Genomic DNA, 18,912 nt, shown 5'->3' on the forward strand with positions numbered 1-18,912 from the left:
AGGGCACGATCACCGGGTGTGTCCGTCTCAGCATGTGGCAGTATGGAGAAACGGGTGACCCCCGTAACCCCTCACCGAGACGATCTGACGAGGGGATCCTGGCGCCTACCGAAGCCAGCCCTCGTGCACGTCCGCCGAAGGTTCACTTCCGTCCGCCGACTTACAGGGGTCACAGTGACTGCCACACCCACATCTCTCGACCAGGATCCCGCCTTCGCCCTGCACCGCGGAGGCAAGATCGAGATCCGTTCCACCATCCCCGTCCGCGACGCCGGCGACCTGTCGCTCGCCTACACGCCCGGCGTGGCGCGCGTCTGCACCGCCATCGCCGAGACGCCCGCGCTCGCCGACGACTACACCTGGGTCTCCAACGTCGTCGCCGTCGTCAGCGACGGCACCGCCGTCCTCGGCCTCGGCGACATCGGCCCGTCGGCCGCCATGCCCGTCATGGAGGGCAAGGCCCTGCTGTTCAAGGAGTTCGCCGGCGTCGACGCCGTGCCCATCTGCCTGGCCTGCACCGGCGTCGACGAGCTCGTCGAGACCGTCGCCCGGCTCGCGCCCTCGTTCGGCGGCATCAACCTGGAGGACATCAGCGCGCCGCGCTGCTTCGAGGTCGAGGACCGGCTGCGCGAGCTGCTCGACATCCCGGTCTTCCACGACGACCAGCACGGCACCGCCATCGTCACCCTCGCCGCGCTGAAGAACGCCGCCCGCCTCACCGGCCGCTCGCTCGGCGACCTGCGCGCCGTCGTGGCCGGCGCGGGCGCCTCCGGCGTCGCCGTCACCCGCATCCTGCTGGAGGCCGGCATCGGCGACATCGCCGTCTCCGACTCCAAGGGCCTCATCTACGACGGCCGCGACGGCCTCAACCCCGTCAAGCAGGCCCTGGCCCGCGACACCAACAAGGCCGGCCACACCGGCTCCACCGAGGAGGCCCTGGCCGGCGCCGACGTGTTCGTCGGGCTGTCCGGCTCCACCGTCACCGAGCAGGCCATCGCCTCCATGGCCGAGGGCGCCATCGTCTTCGCCCTGTCCAACCCCACGCCCGAGGTCCTGCCGGAGGTCGCCGCCCGGCACGCCGCCGTCGTCGCCACCGGCCGCTCCGACTTCCCCAATCAGATCAACAACGTGCTCGCCTTCCCCGGCGTCTTCCGCGGCGCACTCGACGTCCGCGCCACCGCGATCACCGAGAACATGAAGGTGGCCGCCGCCGACGCGCTCGCCGCCGTCGTCGGCGACGACCTCACCGCCGAGTACGTCATCCCCAGCCCCTTCGACGCCCGGGTCGCCCCCGCCGTCACGGCAGCCGTCGCCGCCCAGGCCAGAATCGACGGCGTCGCCCGCGCCTGACCTCGCGGCGCCCGCATCCGTCAAAACGAGCTCCGGGAAACACCAAACTCTCTTTACTCGGCGTGCTATAAACATAGCTCTCTGTAAGGATGCGGGCGCCGGCTCCCGTTATGAGGAGAGCGATGGAACGCGAGCCCAACCGACTGCTACAGCAGCTCATCGCGGAGGCTGGCTTCTCCCACAAGGGACTGGCCAGGCGTCTCAACGATCTGGGTGCCGCCCGCGGCACCCCCGGGCTGAAGTACGACCACAGCTCCGTGCTGCGCTGGATCGGTGGCCAGCGCCCGCGCGACCCGGTGCCGTGCCTCCTTACCGAGATATTCGCACTACGGCTGGGCAGGCCCATCAGTTCTGAGGATCTGGGCATGCCGGTCATCACTACACCCCTCGATCTCGGGCAGGAGTTCACGCACACGTGGCAGGAGGGGGTCGCGACCGTGACGGCGCTGTGGCGGGCCGATGTGGAGAGACGAAGATTCCTGATCGACTCGACGTTCGCGATCGGCGCGGGCTCCGTGGGAGCCGTGCGGTGGCTGACCTCACCACAGGAGGGGCGCCCGAGCAGCTCGGGCCCCCGCCGCGTGGGGAGGGCGGACATCGCCGCCATCCACGAGGTCACCCGATCATTCGGTGAGCTCGACAACAGGTTCGGGAGCGGCCGGGTCCGCTCCTCCGTGGTCAAATATCTGGACACGGCGGTCACGCCGCTGCTGAAGGACGGCTCCTACGGCGACGCCACCGGCAGGCAGCTCGCCGCGGCCGCCGCCGAGCTCACCCGGCTGGCCGGCTGGATGGCCTACGACATGGAGCAGCACGGGCTCGCCCAGCGCTACCTCATCCAGGCGCTGCGCCTGGCCAGGGGCGCCGACGACCACGCGCTCGGCGGCGAGATCCTCGCCGGGATGGCCCACCAGGCCATCTACATGGGCCAGCCGGCGCACGCGCTCGACCTGGCGCGCGCCGCCCAGCTCTCGGCCCGCCGCGCGGGCGTCTCCACGCTGGCCTCCTCGGGCCACGTCCTGGAGGCGCACGCGCACGCCGGGCTCGGCGACGCCCGCGCCTGCGCCGCGTCGCTGCACGAGGCCGAACGCGCCTTCGACACCCGCAACCCGGGCGACGAGCCGCGCTGGCTGGGCTACTTCGACGAGGCCTACCTGTCGGCCAAGTTCGCCCACTGCTTCCGCGACCTGGGGGAGGGCGAGCGCACCGTACGGCAGGCGCGGCGCTCCCTCGACATGGACGGGCGGTTCGTGCGCGGGCGGATGTTCAACCTGTCGCTGCTGGCCGCCGGGCTGCTGCAGTGCGGCGAGCTGGAGGAGGCGTGCACGGCGGCGAGCGGCGCCATGACGCTGGCCGGGGAGCTGCAGTCCGTCCGGTCCCGGTCCTACGTGGCCGACCTGCGCCGGCGGCTGGAGCCGTACAAGAACGAACCCGCGGTCCGGGCGCTGAACGAGCGGACGCGGGAGCTGGCGGCGGTCTGAGGTTTCGCCGGCCTGAGGTTTTGCCGGTCTGAGGGAGCCCCCGTGCGGCGGGCTCCCTCAGGCACTGGTCTAGCTGAGGAGCTCGCCGTTCGGGCCGACGATCTTCTTCGTCTCGGCGTAGTTCGCCTTGTTGTAGACGTCGGCGACCTCACCGTCGAAGTAGGCCGAGCTGATGTAGTCCACGCGGTTGTTCTCGTCCTGGTCGTGGAACATGCTCGTCACGCCGTTGAGGTAGCCGGTGCGCTTGCTGTTGTTGTAGCGCAGCAGCCAGGGGCCGCCGTCCGCGCCACCGGTCATCGAGCACTTGAGCACCTGGTGCGTCTCGACCCGGAACATGTTGGCCTGGTAGGTCTTCTTGGCCGTGTTGCCGTAGCACCACTTGGGGGTCACGCCGGTGAACGGCTTGTCACCGTCGGGGTGCGGGTCGGCCGGGTAGCCGAAGGCCATGACCTTGCCGCCGAGCGGCTGGTTCCACGCGATGCCCTGGCCGCCGACGACGTCCCCGACCCGCCCGGTGTCCTTGGCGATCCCGACGATGTACTGCGGCTCGTAGTACTTACGGGACGTGCCGGGCTTGACCCACTTCTGCGTGTAGTAGTGGGTGACGGTGTAGTTGCCGGCCTGGTCGGTGCCCTTCTTGCCGGGGCCCTTGTAGGCGTCCCACTGGTCCTTCGTGACCTGCTCGACGGCGGGCTCACCGAACTTGTAGCCGTTGCCCTTGCCGACCTTGGCGTCGTCGTAGGTCTCCTGCTTGACCTCGACCTTCTCCAGGACCGCGCCCGGGTAGTCGGGGCCCACCAGGTCGGACGGCTTGTCCTCACCCTCCGAGTAGCAGTCGCCCAGGTTCAGCAGGCACTTCTCGAATTCCTTGCGGTCGATCTCGCGCGGCTTGATCCACTTGTCGCCCAGCCACTTGTCGAACTCGGCCTTGGTGACCCGCTTCTCACCGTCGAACTGGAAGCCGTTGTGCACCGCGACGAAGGCGAAGTCACCGTCGTAGTCGTCGTAGGTGTCAAGGTCGTAGGAGGTGAAGGCGTACGCGCCGGCGTAGATGCCGTACGGGGCCCTGCCCTGGTAGTAGGCGGGCACGAAGACCCACTTGTCGAAGACGTCGTCCTTGCCGTTCTCGAACACGCAGTGGCCGGCGGTGGCGACCAGGTTGCGGTGGCGGGACTGGACCGACGTGGCCGAGCACCAGCGGTACTCGCCCTTGTGGTCGATGAAGAACACCTTGCCGATCGTGCGCGGCAGGTTGACGTTCTTGACCTTGAGCGTGGGGGCCTTGGTCGGCGGGGCGACCATGCCGGGCTTGCCGTCGTCCGGCGTCTTGCTGCCGGTGGCGACGAGCTTCTCCACCTTCTTGGCGTCCCAGCGGTACTGGGTGGCCTTGCGCAGGGCGGCGCCGTTGGCGTCCAGCCAGAAGAAGGCGTTGCTGTAGGCGTCGGCGGGCTTGGGGGCGAGCGGGTCTTTGGCCCAGGTGGGTGCGGTGGCGGTGGCCGGGGCGCTGAGCGTGGCCGCGCTCAGTCCGGCGAGGGCGAGGGGGATGAGGAGGCGCTTCACTGGGGTGCTCCACGAAGTTTACAAAACGGGCGTAAGAACCCTATCGCCACTCTCGTCACACGATAAGGGATCTTCTGGATTCCGTTCTAAATGCCGAAAGGCCCGGCGGATGCCGAGCCTTTCGGGTGATGCAAGGGGTGAGTGCGGGGTTTGGACCCCCGCCCTCATGACTCTCTCAAGGCTTACTTGAGCGAGCCGGACCAGTTCTTCTCGGCCTGCGCGTAGACCGCACCGGTCTCGCCGTCGAAGTACGGCGAGGAGCTGTAGTCGTAGCGGTTGTTGCCGTCCTGGTCGTGGAACAGGCTGGTGACACCGTTGACGTAGCCCAGACGCTTCGCGTTGCTGTACTTGATGAGCCACGGAGCGCCGTTGGCACCCGGGGTCATGGCGCACTTCAGAGCGATGTGCTCCTCAGCCTTGTACGCAGCGGAGGCGTAGGTCTTGCCGGAGGTGGCGCCGTAGCACCACTTCGGCGTGACACCCGTGTAGGCCTTGTGGCCGTCGGGGTGGGCGTCCGCCGGGTAACCGAAGACGAACACCTTGGAACCGGTCTTCTGGTTCCAGGCGATGCCCTGGCCACCGACGTTGTCACCGAGCCGACCGACGTCCTTGAGGAAGCCCTCAACGATGAAGAAGTCGGTGCGGAGGTACTTGGTGTCCTTGGCCGGCTTGTACCACGCCTGCACGTAGTAGTGCGTGATGAGGTAGTTGCCGCCCGAGGCGTCCTTCCACTTCTTGCCCTTGCCGTTGTAGGCCTGCCACTCGGCCTTGGTCACCATCTCGGTGATGGGCTCACCGAACTTGTAACCGTTGCCCTTGCCGACCTTGGCCGCCTTGTAGGCGTCCTCGGTGACTTCGACCTTCTCGACGACAGCGCCGGGGTAGTCCGGGCCGACCTTCTCGGCAGCGGTGCCGGGGTCGATGTCGTAGTAGTCGGTCTTGGCGGGGTCGAGCTTGCCCTTCTCGTACTCTTCCTTCGAGACCTCGACGGTCTTGAAGTCCTTCACGCCCTGGTACTTGTCCCAGTCGGACTTGGAGACCTGCTTGGCCTGGCCCCCACCGATCTGGATACCGTTGTAGACGGTCACGAACGCGTAGTCGCGGTCGTTGTCCTCGTACACGGCGTAGTCGTAGTGCGTGTAGGCGGTCTTACCAACGTAGATGCCGTAAGGCGTCTTGCCCTGGTAGTAGCCCGGCACGAAGACCCAGTTGTCCATGACGGAGGCGTTCTTGCCCTCGTCGTAGACGCAGTGACCGGCGGTCGCGACCAGGTTCTTGTACTTGCCCTGGATCGAGGTCGCGGAGCACCACTTGAGGTCGCCCTCGGAGTCCACGAAGAACACCTTGCCGATGGTCTTCGGCAGGTTGATGTTCTTGGTCTTGGAGGCGACCTTCTTCTCCTCGCCGATCGGCGCAACCGTCGTCGCCTTGGTGTCGGGCGAATAGCCGCCGCTCACCTTGAGCTTCGAGGTCGCCTTGTTCTCCCAGGTGTAGGGAGTCGCCTTGGCGAGGTTGTTGGTGTGCTCGTTGGCGGCCAGCCAGAACTGGGCCACCTCGATGGCGGCCGGGGCGTCCTTGGCCATCGTGTCGTACGCCCAGTCGGGCGCAGCGGCAGTGGCGGAACCGGCGAGGCCGGCGGCCAGCAGACCGGTGGCCAGAACGGCGCCACCGGCGGGGAGGAGGATGCGCTTCACTTTTAACTCCTTGCGCTGTCGTGGAACGCCTCTTGCGTCCCATGCGTCAGTAAAGGGATAGCCAGGAACATACAGTGTCGATCTTGGGAACCGGTAGCTGATCTGACAGGAAAAGATGGGACATGGCGGGCGTGACCGTTCTGTGATGTTTGAACGAGCGTGCCGGATCATCTGGGCAAAGGCCGTCTACGGCGCATAACCGCAGATCACTTGCCGTGCGATACTGGCGTGACAGCCGGGCCTCCGGTGTCGCCGCCGATCCCTCCCCTGGGGCGATGTGGCGCACATCACACTGCTTCGATGGCACCGTCTGAGGCTCCCGTGCGTCCAAACGCCCAACACTTTCCCGCCGGAATGCCGAAGGGCCCGGCGGATGCCGGGCCCTTCGGGTCAAACAGTGTCGAACAGTGACGAGCTGACTACTTAGACGACCTTGCCGGACCAGGAGTTGGCCGCGGCCTTGTAGATGGACGCCGTCTCACCGTCGAAGTACGGCGAGGAGATGTAGTCGACGCGGTTGTTGCCGTCCTGGTCGTTGAAGGTGCTGGTGACACCGTTCACGTAACCGAGACGCTTGCTGTTCTTGTAGTTGTAGAGCCAGGGGCCACCGTCGGCGCCCTCGGTCATCGCGCACTTGAGCGCGACGTGCTCTTCGATCTTCTTGGCCGCGGAACCCACCAGCTTCTTGGTGGTCTTGCCGTAGCACCACTTCGGCGTGATGCCGGTGTAGTTCTTGTGGCCGTCAGGGTGCGCGGAGGCCGGGTAGCCGAACACGCGCACGTACTTGCCGGTGGGCTGGTTCCAGGCGAAGCCCTGGCCGCCCACGACGTCACCGAGGCGGCCGGCGTCCTTGACGTAGCCCTCGATGATCGTGAAGACGGTCTTGTAGAACTTCGTGTCCGAACCCGGCTTGTACCACTGCTGCACGTAGTAGTGCGTGATGGTCCAGTTGCCGCGAGCGTCCTGCTTCACGGTCGCCGGGTACTTCTCGGCGTTCTGCTCCTGCTTCTTCTTGTAAGCAGCCGCCTCGGAGTCGGTCACGATGTCGGTGACCGGCTCGCCGAACTTGAAGCCGTTGCCCTTGCCGACGCGGGCGTCCTTGTACTTGTCGGCGCTGACTTCGACCTTGGCGACCTGGGCGCCGGGGTAGTCGGGACCGGTGGGCTCAGCCTTGCTGCCACGCTTCACCCAGCAGGCGACCGTGGAGGTGGGGTCGAGCTTGCACTGCCGGAACTCGGCCCGGCTGATCTCGACGTCCTTGGCCTCCTTGATGCCCTGGTGCTTCTCGAACTCGGACTTCGAGACCTGCTTGGCCTTGCCACCACCCAGGTACACGCCGTTGTAGACGGTCACGAACGCGTAGTCGCGGTCGTAGTCCTCGTAGACGGCGAAGTCGTAGTGGGTGAAGGCCTGCTTGCCGACGTAGATGCCGTACGGCGTCTTGCCCTGGTAGTAACCCGGGACGAAGACCCACTTGTCCATCGTGTCGGCGTTGTTGGCCGTGTCGTACACGCAGTGACCGGCCGTGGCGACCAGGTTGCGGTACTTGGACTGGATAGAAGTGGCGGAGCACCACTTCTTCTCGCCCTTCTTGTTGACGAAGAACACCTTGCCGATGGTCTTCGGCATGTTGACGTTCTGGGACTTCGAGGAGCTCTTCTTCTCCTCGCCGATCGGCGCGGCCGAGCCGGGCTTGGTGTCGGCGCTGTAGCCGCCGGCGGTCTTCAGCTTGGCGACGTCGGCGTTGTCCCAGACGTTGGACTGGGTAGCGGCCTTGAGGGCAGCGTTGTTGTTGTCCGCCCAGAAGTCCGCGATGGCCTTGGCGTTGGCAGCGCTCGTCGCCATCGGGTCCTTGGCGATGTCGCTCTTGGCCGTCGCCGAGCCGGCGAGGCCGGCAGCGAGAAGGCCGGTGGCGAGGACGGCGCCGCCGGCGGGGATGAGGATGCGCTTCAAGGGAACTGCTCCTTGGTCTGTCGTGGGCCGCAACGTGCGACCCATGCGTCAGTAAAGGGATAGCAAGGAACATAGCGCGGTGATCTCCGCAGGTGAAAGCCGAAATGACCCGACCGGTTGGGGCCCCGACTCGCGTTACCATTCCGTTACCAGTCAAGGTCGAATGCGGCGAGTGATCGATTGGATGCGTTTTTGCAGGGCATGGCGGGGTTGTGGCAGATGGTGCCGAAGTTCCGTTAACGGGCATGTGCATAGGGTGGCCAGTCAAATGTGACTCAGATCACAGGAACCGGATTGGCGTGTGCTCCGTCTAATTCGCTCTGATCTTCACAGGGAACGTTCAGGTTCGGGTTTCGGGATCGGGGATACGTGACGGTTTGTCCGTTTGGGGGTGGCGGCTTTCCCTTCCGTTCCGGGCGTTCGGGGGTGCGGGTGAGGCGGAGACGGTGGGTGCCGGTGGCGGATCTCGTGCACCGGCCGCGGGTGCCGTGGTTTCGTGGCCGCCGTCGCGACGAGCGCTGTCTCGGATCGGGCTGCATTCGGCTGCTGAGGGGTCGCTCGGGCCGAGCATGGGGGCTGATCACGCTCTTGGCCTCGTGCAGCGGGGTTGTGAGCCTCCGGTACCGGCCAGACCCGGCGGCTGCGTCGGCCTTCACTTGGACGACTCCGCGCTGGAGGTACTGCCCGTGCAACTCGGCCCGGAGTCGTACGGTCGGCCCATGCGTACGCCTCGAGCGCGCTTTGGCGGCCATCCAGGGCAGGGAATAGGCGGTTCGGGACGCGCTTGCTCGTGTGCTGGAGGCTCTGGGAGCTCGGCCTGGTGACGCCGCGGCCATCAGCGGTGGCCCTGGTGATCCGCTGGGGTCTGCTGGGGGAGTACGTCAATGCGGGCGGCTGCTCGGCGACGCGGCCGATGCAACGGGCAGTGGTGGGCCGATCTTCCAGTCGCAGCTGGACCGTTAGGCGCGATGGAAGTCCTGCATGGGGCGGCCGGGACGGGTCGGAGCCCACGGGGCGTCCGGCTAAGGCGCCGTCTCTCCTCCACTCCGCCCCCCGGTCGAGCAGGGGAGGGGGAACACCCTGCGAGGCCGGCGGGACCACACCCGGGGAGCCGGTATGCGCGGTGGCGCTTGGTGGAGTGCTTGCCGGCCTATGGGCTGCCCATAGGGCCTGACAGCCACTCGGGTGGCACGACGCTGCCTGGCTTGCGAGGCGCGGTGGTCGTGGCCTCACTCAGGAATGTGGGGTGTTCCGCTCCGGCTGCCTGGTCACGGTGGCGGTCGCCGCCGTCCATGGCCAGACGGCCCACGTGGGGGCGGGGTGCGCGAGGGGCGGAGCCCCTCGTCCGGGGCGGAGCCCCCAGGAGCACTGCCCGAGCAGGGCGCGGCGCGGAGCGCCTGATGGGCGAGGACCATGCGGCCGTAGGGCGACGTACCAAGAAGAGGGAGGCCGGGAATGCCGAAAGGCCCGGCCGTGAGGGCCGGGCCTTTCGGGGAGGGGGCTTACTTGTACAGCTCGCCGTTGCGGCCGACGATCTTGCCGGACCACTTGTTCTTGGCCTCGTTGTAGATCGAAGCCGTCTCACCGTCGAAGTACGGCGAGGTGATGTAGTCGATGCGGTCGTTGGCGTCCTGGTCGGCGAAGGTGCTGGTGACACCGTTCACGTAGCCGAGGCGCTTGCCGTTGTTGTACTGCGACAGCCAGGGGCCGCCGTCGTAACCGGGGGTCACGGCGCACTTGAGGCCGATGTGCTCGTCGATCTTGAGCCAGGAGGCGCCGACCGTCTTGGAGGTGGTCTTGCCGTAGCAGTGCTTCGGCGTCACACCGCTGTACGGCTTGTCGCCGTCGGGGTGCGGGGCGGAGGGGTAGCCGAAGGTGCGGACGGTGCGGTTCGGCGGCTGGTTCCACGCGACGCCCTGGCCGCCGACGTTGTCGCCGAGGCGGCCGGCGTCCTTGGACAGCAGGATGTAGTGGTGGCCGCCCCAGGAGCGCTTCGGCCCGCTGAACCGGTTGTACTCCGACTTGCTGACCCGCTTGGCGCCCTCGAACTGGATGCCGTTGTAGACGGTGACGAACGCGTAGTCGCGGTCGTAGTCCTCGTACACGCCGAAGTCGTAGTGGGTGTACGCGGTCTTGCCGACGTAGATGCCCCACGGCGCCTTGCCCTGGTAGTAGCCGGGGACGAAGACCCAGTAGTCCATCGTGTCGCGGTTGGCGTCGGTGTCGTACACGCAGTGGCCGGCGGTGGCGACCAGGTTGCGGTAGTTCGACTGGATCGACGTGGCGGAGCACCAGCGGAACTTGCCGCTGCCGTCGACGAAGAAGACCTTGCCGATGGTCTTGGGCAGGTTCACGTTGGAGGAGCTGCCGCCGCCTCCGTTGCTCGTGGGGGCGACGCTGGCGGGACGGCCGTCAGGGTTGTAACCGCCGGTGGAGACGACCTTGCGGACCTGCTTGGAGTCCCACGTGTAGGCGGTCGCGCGGCGGAGGGCGGCACCGTTCGAGGCAAGCCAGAAGGACGCGACGGAGGCCGCCTGACTCGTGTTCCTGGCCATGGGGTCGATCGCCACGTCGGCGCTGGCCCCTGCGGTGCCGGTGAGGCCGGTCGCCAGCAGGCCGGTGGCCAGAGCGGCGCCGCCGACGGGGAGAAGGATTCGCTTCAAGGTAACTCCAGGCTTTCCCTTACGCTGACGCGGCGCCTTCGTGCGCTTTGATTGTCAGCAAACGGACAGTCCGGAACCGTACAGGGCCAACCCGGGCCATGCGGGCGGAAAGAAGATCAGGTAAACCTCTGAATGGTTGCCGTGATCGTACCGAGATCCAGGTATGAGCTGATCACCCCCCGTTACTGGGGAGTTGCATATGACTTACATCACATTTGACAGGATCTTCTGTGCGGCGGCGTGGCGGTAGACGTCGCCGGTCACGGCTCCGAAGTACGGGGACGACACCGCGTCGAACTCACCCTTGGCGTCACGGTTCCAGGTGAGGCTGTTGACTCCGACGAGGTTGCCGAGCTTCCTCGCGGACTGCCAGTCGACGAGCCAGGGGCCGCCGCTGGCGCCCTTGCTGAAGTTGCAGGGGGCGAGCTGGACGCCGAAGTTCAGCTCCAGGCTGGGGGCGACGGCCTTGCGGGTGCTGCCGACGCAGGTCTGAAGTGTCGTGCCGTTGAACGGGCGGGTGCCGTCGGGCTGCGGGCCGGCGGGGTACCCGAAGGCGTCGACCCGCGACACGGGCGCCTTCTTGCCCAGCTCCAGGCCCTGGCCGCCGACGTTCTCCTGTAGCCGTCCGACATCCTTGGCGACGTACTTGGCGCCCTGCTTCTCCCAGGTGAAGCCCCGGTGAACGGTGACGAACGCGTAGTCGTAGTCGTAGTCGTTCTTGCCGACCCAGTCCTCGTGGATGCTGATCGAGGAGCCCACGTAGATGCCGTCGGGCATCTCGCCGCTGTTGGTGGGGTTCGGGACGAAGATCCAGTAATCGGCGGCCTTGCCCTGTCGAGGGTCGTAGGCGCAGTGCGCGGCGGTGGCGACCACGCTGAGGTTCCTGGCGGCGACGGAGCTGGCCGAGCACCAGTACTCCTTGTCGCCGAAGCGGAAGAAGACCTTGCCCATGGTCTTGGCCGCGCCCTGCTTGGGGGCGACGGGGGCGACGTTCTGGGTGCCCTGCGCCTTCCGGAGGGCGGCGATGGCCTGGTTCGACACGCTCACGGCGCCGCTCGACGAGGCGGGCGCGGCCTCGGAGGCGGGCGCGGCGGGACTGTAGCTGTCGGCGTCCTTGAGCTTGTCCGGCTTCCAGTAGTCGGCGACCTTCTGCACGTCCGCCTTGGTCCTGGCCAGCGTGACGGTCTGCACCTTGCTGGCCGACGCGGCCTGGGCGGCGGGCGCGACCCCGGTGAGGGCAGGCAGCGTCAGCAGCACGCCGCTGAGCGCGGCGGCCGCCAGATGCCTGGCCCGGGGGATCATGAATTGCCTTTCTTGGGGTTGTAAGGGTGGATTTTTCCAGATCAACAGCCCTTATTGCAGCTCGGATGGAGATTCGTTATCTGATCAAGCGTGACCCGTGTCCTATAAGGAGCATGTCAAACATGCCGCCAATGATCATTTATTGGACCACGTCACCCCAGGTCGACTGCGGTTTCCGGCACCACCTGAAGGCCCGGGTCCAGAGGTGACGGGTGCCCCTGGGCATACTGATTGGTTACGACATGTTGCCGGTCCAGCGGTTGCCTGCTGTCGTCGTCGGACGGTGAACGAGCAACGCGGCTGACGTGCTGGCCACCGAGGCGGGCATCGGCTCGGTCTCGCCGCATTCCGTCGTGCTGCCGGTGCGAGGGTTGCCGCCGGCGGGTAGCCGAAGGAGAACATCGTCGCCCTGGCGTCGCGGTTCCGGGTGAAGCCCTGGCCGTCGACACCGACGTCGAGACGGTCGGCGTTCGCGCCGGTCCTTCTTTCAGTCGACCGTGATGCTTGGCTAAGGCATCCATCGCTGTGAAGTCGCCGTGCATGTTGAACGGTTGGGCGGGGTAATTGCTTTTGGGTGCCTCCGTTGCGGGAATTGGTGTTTCCGGGGCGCGTAAGGCGAAAATCCAGTAGATGCCCAAACTCTGCGGAGAGGACGCGGCCCACGCTGTTGGGCACCCCTTGCGGCCCTGGTCGGGCGCAGGCTTTGATGCGGCGCGTCGTGATCGGTCGCAGCCTCGAGCCGGTCCGGGTTTCCAGAACTGGATCGTCAACTCGGTGAGTCGGCCAGGAGGCGGCGGTAAATGGGGTGGAGCGGTTACGGCTTGTTGAGGGCCAGCGAAATCGCCTCTGTTTGTGAAAGGTAGTGGTAACAGCACTTACCAAACGTCACTTCTTATCAACCGAACCTTGTTCTGGTTAGATGATGGCATGGATTCACGCACCCCCTGCCTCGTGGGCGTCGCGCAGTGCACTGTTCGTGAGCAGCCCGGTCCCGAACCGCTCGACCTCTGGGAGCAAACGGCCCGCGCCGCCGCCCGGGAGGCGCGGTTGCCTGTCGGGCGGCTCGATTCGATCCAGATCGTCTACACCGACTCCTGGCAGTACGACTCGCCCACCGGCAGGCTTGCCGAGCGTCTTGGCGCCACGCCGCGGCACCAGGTGTACTCCAAGGTGAGCGGCACGGCGCCGCAGCTGCTCATCGGGGCCGCCGCGAACGAGATCGCGCAGGGGCGACTCGACTCGGCGCTCGTCGTGGGGGCCGAGGCGCTGGCCACGCGCCGGGCGTACCGGCTGGCTGGGGAGCGGGTGCCGTGGAGTCATGCCGCCGATCCCAAGCCGCCCTACGGCTGGGAACGGCCGCCGCATCCCGCTGAGCTCGCGCATGAGCTGTTCCTGCCGGTGCACACGTACGCGATCATGGAGACGGCTCGGCGGGCGGCGCGCGGTCAGTCCGTCGAGGAGGAGATGCGCGAGCGGGGCCGGATGATGGCGCCGATGACCGAGGTGGCCGCCGCGAACCCGTACGCGTGGCGGCAGAACGTGCGCGGCCCGGAGGAGCTGGTGACGGGCAATCGGTTCGTCGGGTGGCCGTACACCAGGAACACCGTGGCGGTGCTGGAGGTCGATCAGGCGGCGGCCGTCGTTCTCGTCAGCACGGCGCTGGCCGATCGGCTCGGGGTGCCAGCCGATCGGCGGGTGTATCTGCGGGGCTGGGCGTACGCGGAGGACACCTGGGAGGTCGCGGCGCGGCCGGCGCTGGGGTCGTCGGAGGCGATCGGGCGGGCGGCCGGCGTCGCGTTCGAGCGGGCCGGGCTGGGGTTGGACGACATGCACGCGCTCGACGTGTACAGCTGTTTCGCCGTCGCGCTGCGGCAGGCGTGTGATGCGATCGGACTGGATCCGATGGACGCGCGCGGGCTCACCGTCACCGGCGGGCTGCCGTACGCGGGCGGGCCGGCCAGCGGTTACGTGCTGCACTCGACCGCCACCATGGCCGGGCTGCTGCGTGCCTGGCCGGGACACGGGCTCGTCACCGGGGTCGGCATGCACCTGACGAAGCACGCGTACGCGGTGTGGTCCACCGAGCCGGGGGGCGTGCTGGGGGACGGGGCGCCGGTGTTCACGGCGGAGCCGGTGCCGGTGGTCGACACGTACGAGGGGGCTGCGGTGGTGGCCGGGTACACGGTCGCGCACGGGCGGGACGGGGGTGTCGAGCGGGGGTACGCGGTGGTCGAGCTGCCGGGCGGCGGGCGGGCGTACGCGCATGTGTTGGAGGAGGAGCTGATGGCGGACGCCGAGTCGCGGGAGCTCGTGGGGCAGGCCGTCCGGGTGACGACGGACGGGAAGGTGAACGTCGCTCGGTGGTGATTCCGTAAAGGCGATGCAAAAAACGTGAGCGTGTGGCTACTCTGTGCTGTTGACATTTTTATGTCACCGGCGGACGCTGGAGTCATGCGGAGGACCACGGTGCGCATCGACGAAACGCTCCTCAACGAGGCGAAGGCGTACGCAGCCCGCAACGGGCGCAGTCTCAACTCGGTGATGGAGGATGCCTTGCGACAACTGCTCAACCGCCCCGAAACGACGGAGCGGCCCCCGATCGACCTCCCCCTGTCCGGCGAGGCCGCAGGGCCGATGCTGACCTGGACGGAGATCAGGGAGCTGATCGACCTGGAGGACATCGAGAAGGTCCTCGGAGGCCGGCATGCGGATGCTTGACGTCAACCTGCTGGTCAACGCCCAGCGGCGTGACATGGAGCATCACGAGCCATGTCTCGCCGCGCTCCAGGAGCTGCTGCACGGAGACGAGGCCTACGCCGTGAGCGACTTCGTCATCAACGGCTTCCTGCGCGTCGTCACCAACGCGCGGATACCGGGAGCCACGAGCTTCGCGACCGCCTGTCGCTTCGCGGAGAGCGTCCGCAACCAGCCGCACGCGGTGGTCGTGCACGCGGGGCCACGGCACTGGGAGATCTTCACCCGCCTGTGCCGGGAGGCCGGGGCGGCGGGGAAGCTGGTGCCTGACGCCTACCTGGCCGCGCTGGCCATTGAGCACGGTTGTGAATTCGTGACCTGTGACAAGGATTTCGCCACGTTCGAGGGGTTGCGCTGGCGGTCGCCGCTCAACTGAACTGGAGGACAAGAAAAGACGCCCACCCCCGGCGAGGTCCGTCGTGGCCGATCAGTTCGATGTCATCGAGGCGGGCGAGCGCGGCCGCCGCCGCTGGGTCGGGTTCGTGGTGGTGCTGGCGCTGCTGGTGGTGCCGGTGGTCAGCCTGCTGGCCAGCCGTGACCCGATGCCGGAGCCGGTCCGCGAGACGGCGCCGATCCGGTCGCTGAAGCGGGTGGAGAGCGCGCCGAACGTGCTGCACCCGCAGGCGCGGGAGCGGGACGGGCGCGAGACGATCGAGGTGGTGTTCCCGCACGGGGTGCGGGCCGAGGTGCGCTATCCGGCCCGGCTGGGGCTCGACCGGCTGGGGGTGCGGCCGTTCCAGGGCGTGTGGGTCGACGGCGACTACCGGGAGCTCGTCGCTCCCTACAACGGCGAGGCCGAGGTGACCAGGGGCGGGGAGCCGATCCGGTCGTTCGCCCCGCATGTGACGCTCTGGCCGCGCCAGGCGGGCAGCGGCGCGTACGGGCAGGTGCTGCTGTTCAGGTTCGGGCGGTGGCGGATGGCGATGTACGACAGGCCGGGCGGGCTCGACTACGCGCAGCGGGTGGCGGTGGCCGGGGACGTGCGCGGGGAGGTGACCGGCGGCTATCTGACGCTGTCGGGCACGGACCGGGTGCGGATGGCGGAGCCGGGGGAGCGGGTGCGGGGTGAGCCGGTGGGGCCGCAGCTGTGGTTCGGCGGTGGGATCAGCGACATGGTGGTGCTGATTCCCTCGTGCGCGGAGGTGGACCGGTTGCCCCGCGGGGTGCGGGGGCGTGGCCGTCCGGTCAGCAGCGTGTGCCGGGGCGGGGTGCGGATCGCGGCGGCGGGCGACCCGGGGTTCGTGAAGGCGGCGCTCGACGGGATCAGGATCACTCTGAAGTAGGGTGCGGCCATGTTCGCCGTTACCGCCACACAGACCGACCCCGACAATCCTCTCGCCGGGCTGACGCTCGGCGACCACCCGGAGCCGAAGGCGCCCGACGGGTGGACGACCGTCTCGGTGCGGGCGGCCGCGCTCAACCATCACGACCTGTGGACGCTCAAGGGCGTCGGCATCCGGCAGGACCGGCTGCCGATCGTGCTCGGCTGCGACGCGGCCGGCGTCGACGAGGACGGCAACGAGGTGATCGTGCACGCCGTGATCGGCTCCGGCGCGGACGAGACGCTGGACCCGAAGCGGTCGCTGCTGTCAGAGACCTACGACGGCACGTTCGCCGAGCGGGTGGCCGTGCCGCGCCGCAACCTCGTGCCCAAGCCCGCCGCGCTCAGCTTCGAGGAGGCCGCGTGCCTGCCGACGGCCTGGCTGACCGCTTACCGGATGCTGTTCGACAAGGCCGGGCTGGAGCCGGGCGCGACCGTGCTCGTGCAGGGCGCGGGCGGCGGCGTGGCGACCGCGCTGATCGCGCTCGGCCGGGCGGGCGGCTATCGCGTCTGGGCTACGAGCCGGTCCGGGGACAAGCGGGAGCGGGCTCGGGAGCTCGGCGCCGACCAGGTCTTCGAGCCGGGCGCCCGGCTGCCCGAGCGGGTCGACGCGGTGATGGAGACCGTCGGCCAGGCCACCTGGGACCACTCGCTCAAGTCGCTCAGGCCGGGCGGCCGGATCGTGGTCTCCGGCGCGACCAGCGGGGCCGTGCCGCCCGCCGACCTGAACCGGGTCTTCTTCCTGCAGCTCTCGGTGGTCGGCTCCACGATGGGCACCCGCGACCAGCTCCAGCGGCTGGCCGTCTTCCTGGAGCAGACCGGCGTCCGGCCGGTGATCGACCGGACGCTGCCCATGACGCGGGCCCGCGAGGGGTTCGCCGCCATGGACGAGGGCGACGTGTTCGGCAAGATCGTCTTTACTGGCTGACAGGCGCTGCAGCGGTGGGCGCAGGCCGTACCTGATCATGACCGGAGGGTGTCGCGGACGCGGGTGGCGGCCTCGTCGAGCGCCGTGCGCAGCTCGTCGATCTTCTCGCGCGTGAGGCTGGCCTGCGAGGCCTCCTCACGCACGCCGCCGACGAAGTCGGCGAGCAGCTCGCCGAGCTCGTTGTCGAGCTTGGCCCGCGACGGGGGCGCGCCGCCGAGCGTGCTCCACACCTCGCTCCAGATGCGCCGCCACTCGCCGGTGAGGCGGCCGCTCTCGTCCTGCCAGTGCTGGGCGTGCTCGCGCCACTGGCGGGCCTGCTCCTCCCGCAGGCGCCTGAACTCGGCCTGCTGGCGGCGGACGTCGACCCGCGCGTCGACCCGGACGTCCTTGGCCATCCTGGTCAGCTCCTCGCGGAGCGACCTGACGGTGTCGCGTACGTCCTCCTTGACCTCGCGGGCGATGTCGCGCACCGAGGCGGCGATCTCCTCCTCCAGGTCGTCGAGCTCGTCGAGGCGGTCGTTGAGCTCCTCGCGGCCCTTGTCGGTGATGGAGAAGACCTTCTTGCCGTCGACCACCTCGTGGGTGACCAGGCCCTCCTCCTCCAGCCGGGCCAGGCGGGGGTAGATGGTGCCGGGGGAGGGCGAGTAGACGCCGAGGAAGCGGTCCTGCAGCAGCCGGATCACCTCGTAGCCGTGGCGCGGGCTCTCCTCCAGCAGCTTGAGCAGGTAGAGCCGGAGCCGGCCATGACCGAAGACGGGACTCATCGCTTCTCCCCCTTGAGCAACGTGACCTCGCCGGACACGGTCGTCGCGCTCAGGGACGCCATGCCGCCGCCCAGCCGCCCGGACATCGTCTTCATGCCGGGCCCGTTCGTGCCGGCCAGCTCGTCGAACGCGCTGACCAGCCGTCCGGAGGTGGACCTCATGCTGACGTCGGCCTGCGCTGTCTCGGGCAGCCTGACCAGGATGGCGCCCGAGACGGTGCTGAGCGTGACGTGCCCGGTCGGGCGCAGCCGCAGGTCGGCGGTGATGCGGCCGGAGACGGTGTTGGCGCGCAGCCTGCGCGGCGTGCCGCCGGCCACGGTCAGCTCGCCGGAGACGCTCTTGAACGACAGGTCGCCCTCCATCGCCCGGCTCTCCACGTCGCCGGAGGCGGTCGTGGCGCTCACCTCGCCGCTCACGCCGTCGAGCACGATCGCCCCGGACACGCTCTTGACCAGCGTCGTCCGCTCGAACCCGGCCACCACGGCGGACGCCGTGACCACCCCGGCGCTGACGCGGCAGTGGCGCGGCACGGCGAGCGTCGCGACCGTGCGGCGGCGGTCGCGACGCAGCCAGCCGAGCAGCCCGTCCCACGTCAGGTCCTTGTAGGCGACGCTCAGCTCGCGGGTGTCCTCGTCGTACGTGACGATCAGCGGGGAGGCCGAGTCGAACTCCGCCACCTCCAGGGTCGGCGGCCCGTCGCTCGCCAGCACGGCCAGCCTGCCCGCCACGATGCGCACGTCGAGCGAGTCCACCGCCCCGAACGTGAGCTGTTCGGGGCCCTCAATCGTCCACTGCTGCATGATCCCGCCTCTCTGGCGACACACTCCTACCGACAGACACGATATGTCGCGTCTGTCGAAAACTCAAGATGTATCGCGTTGTGGAGCAGGGTCAGTCCTCGTCGTCCAGCCGGGCGAGCCACGTCGCCAGCCGCTCGACCGGGGTCTCGAACTCCGGGTTGAGGTCGACGAACTCGCGCAGCCGCTCGCCCAGCCACAGCAGGCTGACCTCTTCCTCACCCCGCCGCTCGACCAGCTCCTCGATCCCCCGATCAGTGAAATACATGGTGCTCCCGTTCAGTCAACTCGTCAGCCGCGAAGCGAGATCCGCGGCCGGAATCCGGGCGTCCGCACGCCCGCGCT

General features: G+C 68.2%; 15 protein-coding genes. 7 read left to right on the forward strand and 8 right to left on the reverse strand.

The annotated features are described in order from the left end of the window. Positions 1-174: 174 nt before the first annotated feature. Together KME80_RS05330 and KME80_RS05335 are read left to right on the forward strand one after the other, a co-directional pair. Positions 175-1,350: an NAD(P)-dependent malic enzyme gene (locus KME80_RS05330; RefSeq protein WP_219500867.1), complete on the forward strand. Its 1,176-nt coding sequence runs from the start codon at positions 175-177 to the stop codon at positions 1,348-1,350. 122 nt (positions 1,351-1,472) lie between these two features. Then, complete coding sequence (locus KME80_RS05335) at positions 1,473-2,831, forward strand: NsdA family TPR-like regulatory protein (protein WP_219500868.1); 1,359 nt, start codon at positions 1,473-1,475, stop codon at positions 2,829-2,831. 69 nt (positions 2,832-2,900) lie between these two features. On the opposite strand, the gene KME80_RS05340 is transcribed toward KME80_RS05335, so the two are convergent. The 5 genes from KME80_RS05340 to KME80_RS05360 all read right to left on the reverse strand — a co-directional run bounded on the left by KME80_RS05340 (position 2,901) and on the right by KME80_RS05360 (position 12,003). Further along, entirely contained in the window at positions 2,901-4,391 is a 1,491-nt protein-coding gene (locus tag KME80_RS05340) for a trypsin-like serine peptidase (RefSeq protein WP_219500869.1), read from the reverse strand. A gap of 182 nt (positions 4,392-4,573) precedes the next feature. Next, positions 4,574-6,085 carry a trypsin-like serine peptidase gene (locus KME80_RS05345; RefSeq protein WP_219500871.1) on the reverse strand — a complete coding sequence of 504 codons (1,512 nt, stop codon included), beginning with the start codon at positions 6,083-6,085 and terminating at the stop codon, positions 4,574-4,576. A gap of 423 nt (positions 6,086-6,508) precedes the next feature. After that, on the reverse strand, positions 6,509-8,038 hold the full coding sequence (locus KME80_RS05350; protein ID WP_219500873.1) for a trypsin-like serine peptidase: 1,530 nt from the start codon (positions 8,036-8,038) through the stop codon (positions 6,509-6,511). 1,502 nt (positions 8,039-9,540) lie between these two features. Beyond that, a complete protein-coding gene (locus tag KME80_RS05355; protein WP_219500875.1) occupies positions 9,541-10,701 on the reverse strand; it encodes a trypsin-like serine peptidase in 1,161 nt (386 codons plus the stop codon). A 204-nt stretch (positions 10,702-10,905) separates the two neighbouring features. Next, on the reverse strand, positions 10,906-12,003 hold the full coding sequence (locus KME80_RS05360) for a trypsin-like serine peptidase (protein ID WP_219500877.1): 1,098 nt from the start codon (positions 12,001-12,003) through the stop codon (positions 10,906-10,908). 927 nt (positions 12,004-12,930) lie between these two features. Between KME80_RS05360 and KME80_RS51695 the strand changes: the two genes are divergently transcribed. From KME80_RS51695 to KME80_RS05385, 5 genes are all read left to right on the forward strand, one after another. Further along, complete coding sequence (locus KME80_RS51695) at positions 12,931-14,370, forward strand: TLP1 C-terminal extension domain-containing protein (RefSeq protein WP_219500879.1); 1,440 nt, start codon at positions 12,931-12,933, stop codon at positions 14,368-14,370. A 99-nt stretch (positions 14,371-14,469) separates the two neighbouring features. After that, a complete protein-coding gene (locus KME80_RS05370; protein ID WP_219500881.1) occupies positions 14,470-14,721 on the forward strand; it encodes a hypothetical protein in 252 nt (83 codons plus the stop codon). Next, positions 14,708-15,133, forward strand: coding sequence for a type II toxin-antitoxin system VapC family toxin (locus KME80_RS05375; RefSeq protein ID WP_219500883.1), 426 nt, complete (start codon positions 14,708-14,710; stop codon positions 15,131-15,133). The genes KME80_RS05370 and KME80_RS05375 overlap by 14 nt, the downstream gene beginning before the upstream one ends. A 43-nt stretch (positions 15,134-15,176) precedes the next feature. Further along, positions 15,177-16,040 carry a hypothetical protein gene (locus KME80_RS05380; RefSeq protein WP_219500885.1) on the forward strand — a complete coding sequence of 288 codons (864 nt, stop codon included), beginning with the start codon at positions 15,177-15,179 and terminating at the stop codon, positions 16,038-16,040. Positions 16,041-16,049: 9 nt separating this feature from the next. Continuing rightward, positions 16,050-17,006, forward strand: coding sequence for a zinc-binding dehydrogenase (locus KME80_RS05385; RefSeq protein ID WP_219500887.1), 957 nt, complete (start codon positions 16,050-16,052; stop codon positions 17,004-17,006). A gap of 35 nt (positions 17,007-17,041) precedes the next feature. Here the strand turns inward: KME80_RS05385 and KME80_RS05390 are convergent, their stop codons facing one another. The 3 genes from KME80_RS05390 to KME80_RS05400 all read right to left on the reverse strand — a co-directional run bounded on the left by KME80_RS05390 (position 17,042) and on the right by KME80_RS05400 (position 18,835). Then, positions 17,042-17,770, reverse strand: coding sequence for a PadR family transcriptional regulator (locus KME80_RS05390; protein ID WP_219500889.1), 729 nt, complete (start codon positions 17,768-17,770; stop codon positions 17,042-17,044). After that, a complete protein-coding gene (locus KME80_RS05395) occupies positions 17,767-18,570 on the reverse strand; it encodes a DUF4097 family beta strand repeat-containing protein (protein WP_219500891.1) in 804 nt (267 codons plus the stop codon). Before KME80_RS05395 ends, KME80_RS05390 begins: the two co-directional genes overlap by 4 nt. A 91-nt stretch (positions 18,571-18,661) precedes the next feature. After that, on the reverse strand, positions 18,662-18,835 hold the full coding sequence (locus tag KME80_RS05400) for a DUF6104 family protein (protein ID WP_193318541.1): 174 nt from the start codon (positions 18,833-18,835) through the stop codon (positions 18,662-18,664). Between the last annotated feature and the right edge of the window lie 77 nt (positions 18,836-18,912).

The sequence above is a fragment of the Nonomuraea ceibae genome (assembly GCF_019396325.1).
Taxonomy (GTDB): Bacteria; Actinomycetota; Actinomycetes; order Streptosporangiales; family Streptosporangiaceae; genus Nonomuraea; species Nonomuraea ceibae.